Source organism: Lentzea terrae (assembly GCF_003265345.1).
GTDB lineage: Bacteria > Actinomycetota > Actinomycetes > Mycobacteriales > Pseudonocardiaceae > Lentzea > Lentzea terrae.
Genome location: NZ_QFWW01000054.1, coordinates 1 through 2,999, shown reverse-complemented (window position 1 = coordinate 2,999; position 2,999 = coordinate 1). Strand labels below are relative to the sequence as shown.

Sequence of the window (2,999 nt, the reverse complement as noted above, 5' to 3'; positions counted from 1 at the left end):
GCCGCACTGACCGCGTACACCTACGCCAACGCGACCGCCGGCGGAAACACAGTCGCCTGGAACCCCACCATCGCGGTCGTCATCCCGCTCACCGCGAAGTCCGCGGTGACGTACACCGGGACGGTGAGCCATCAGGTGGCGTGAGAAGGCAGCCCTGCCGCTGGTGCTCAGCTGCCTGGTCGCCCTCGTGCACGGGGACACCGGCGCGCTGGCCGACGGGGACCGAGCCGAGAACAGCATCGGCATCCGGCTGCTCGAGATGCCCGCGAACCGCTTCGGCGACCCTCGCTCACAGGTCTACATCGTCGACCACCTGGCGCCCGGTGCCGTCATCAAACGACATGTGCTGGTCACGAACAACTCCCAGGCGCCGCAACACATCGAGGTCTTTCCCGGCGCGGCCAGGATCGACGATGACGCGTTCAACGCGCTGGCCGGACGCACCACGAGCGAGCTGACCAGCTGGATCTCGCTCAACCGCACCGCCGTCGACCTGCCGCCGGGAGGAAGCGAGAAGGTGCTGGTGACGATCGCGGTCGACCACGCCGCGTCCACCGGCGAGCGCTACGGCGTCATCTGGGCGGAGACCAGCACCCCGTCCAACACACCGGAGAACGTCCTGATGGTCACCAGGGTCGGCGTTCGGATCTACCTCGACGTCGGGCCCGGCGGTGACCCGGCGCCAGCTTTCGACATCAGCAGCCTCACCCCGTCGCGCGACGGCGACCGCAGACCCGAGGTGCTGGCCACCGTGCACAACACCGGAGGCCGCGCACTCGACATGGCGGGCGAACTGACGCTGTCCGACGGCCCGGGAGGGGTGAACGCGGGCCCGTTCCCGGTCTCGACCGCGGTCACGGTGCTACCGGGTGACACCGCGGGCGTCCGGACTGTTCTCGACCAGCGCCTGCCGGACGGTCCGTGGAAAGCGCGGCTCACGTTGCGCAGTGGCTTCATCGAGCGAGTTGTGACGGCCACCATCACCTTTCCGTCCGCTGCCAACGCGGTCGGCGGACCGGTCACGCCAGAGAACTGGTTCCAGGCGCACCCGTTGCTGGCAGGCGGTCTGGGCGCGCTGCTCGCTGCAGCGCTGCTCGTGGCGTTCCTCCTCGCGCGCCGGACTCTGGTCTCGCGTCCGCGAGAGGTCCGCGAGGCGGAGCCTCTCGCCGAGGGCGCCTGACCAGGCTCGGTAACCACCGCAACGGGGTCATCACCGGCCCGGACGTGGTGATTCCGACCATTCACACCTTCCGCACAAACACTCTCGGAGAGGACTCGGTTGTCGTGATTTTCCTCAAGCAGGGCAGCAGCTCGCACACTCCGACGCTCAGACGGTTTCTCTGGGCAAGCGCACTCGCGGTGGCGTGCCTGATCACCACGTCCGTTCCCGCACAGGCGACCGAGCCGGGCACGGTCACCGTCAGCGGACACGGCGAGGCATCGGCCGTGCCGGATCTGGCCGTCATCAGCGTCGGCGTGGAAGTCAAGAAACCCACTGCCGCAGAAGCCGTGGAAGCACATGCCGGCACCGCGAAGGCACTGCTGGACGCACTGCGCGCCGAAGGTGTGTCCGATCGCGACATCCGAACCGAGAGCATGTGGCTCAACCCGGTCTACAAGCACGACGAGTCCGGCAACTCCCACTTGGCGGGCTTCCACGCCGGTCAGGCCTTCTCGGTGAAGGTGCGAGACGTGACCAAGACGGGGAAGGTCCTGCGCGCCGTCGTGGACGCGGTCGGGGACTCCGGGCGGATCCACGGGGTGGCCTTCGACGTCGCCGACCGTGCGCCGCTGCGCCACCGGGCCCGCGCCGCCGCCTTCGCGGACGCGCGCGCCAAGGCTGCCCACTACGCCCAGCTCAGCGGACAAAGGCTCGGGCACCTGGTGTCCGTGAACGAAGCCGCCTCCGGTGGAGGATCGCCGATTCCGATCATCTCGTCGGAGGTCGCGGACGGTGCGCCGGTGCCGGTGGCGCCGGGTGAGATCAAGGAGGAGATCGACGTCGTCGTTGTGTATCGACTGCGCTGACCCAGCCTATTACGCAGGGTGAACACTCAATCTCGAACAGCTCCAGCAAAGGCGGTATTTGGTATCTCTGCGTGTTCAACCAACCACGTAGCGGAAAAGTTTTCATATTGAGTCAGATTCGGGTCCGCCGGTCCGCTGTTGGACGTGACGGCAGGGCGGACCGAATTCCGGTTGAGGTCCGATTTCCGCCGAAGTCGTGGAGGTCGGGATGTTCGATCGACGAGCGGTTTCGCCACCGCAGGAGGCAGCTCCTGCGACCACCGACGGGGAACGCTGCCGTGCCTTCGAGTCGGCAGCGCAAGTCGAGGTGGATCTCCTGGCTCCGCGCACGCAGACCACGAGCCGGTCTGGAAGCAACGCAGCGGCGCATGCAAGTGCGCAGGTCGAAGTGGCCGCGGCCGTCGAAGGTGACCGCCGGGCCGTCGAGCGCCTGCTGGCGAGCATTCTTCCCCTGGTGGTGCGGTACTGCCGCGCCCGAGTCGGCAGGCAGGAGCGGTCCTTCGCTTCGGCGGACGACGTGGCCCAGGAGGTGTGCATCGCGGTGCTCAACGCCTTGCCCAGGTACCGCCAGGAGGGCCGGCCGTTCCTGGCCTTCGTGTACGGCATTGCGGCGCACAAGGTCGCCGATGTGCATCGAGCGGCCGCCAGGGACCGCTTGGAACTCGTCGCCGACGTTCCGGAGACCCCGGAGCTCCTGGCTGGTCCGGAGCAGCGGGCTTTGCAGGGTGAGCTGTCCGAACGAATGGGTGAGCTCCTGCGGGTCCTTCCGGAGAAGCACCGGGAGATCGTCCTGCTGCGGGTGATCGTGGGGCTGTCGGCTGAGGAGACCGCCGAGGCCGTCGGATCGACACCCGGTGCGGTCCGGGTCGCGCAGCACCGCGCGTTGGCCCGGCTCCGCAGATCGTTGACGTCGAGTTCATGAGGTCCCGTCGCAAAACCGCGCCGCCCGGCTACCAGGGTGGTAGCCGGGC

At 68.2% G+C, this 2,999-nt stretch carries 3 protein-coding genes; all 3 read left to right on the top strand.

The window, feature by feature from the left end; translation table 11 throughout:
• Positions 1-163: 163 nt before the first annotated feature.
• The 3 genes from DI276_RS47690 (at position 164) to DI276_RS47680 (ending at position 2,950) form a co-directional block, all read left to right on the top strand.
• Positions 164-1,180, top strand: a complete 1,017-nt coding sequence (locus DI276_RS47690; protein WP_198681346.1) for a hypothetical protein — start codon at positions 164-166, stop codon at positions 1,178-1,180.
• A gap of 104 nt (positions 1,181-1,284) precedes the next feature.
• Positions 1,285-2,028 (top strand): SIMPL domain-containing protein, encoded by a 744-nt coding sequence (locus DI276_RS47685; protein ID WP_198681345.1) that lies wholly within the window; start codon positions 1,285-1,287, stop codon positions 2,026-2,028.
• Positions 2,029-2,416: 388 nt separating this feature from the next.
• A complete protein-coding gene (locus DI276_RS47680) occupies positions 2,417-2,950 on the top strand; it encodes a sigma-70 family RNA polymerase sigma factor (RefSeq protein WP_232837420.1) in 534 nt (177 codons plus the stop codon).
• Positions 2,951-2,999: the final 49 nt, after the last annotated feature.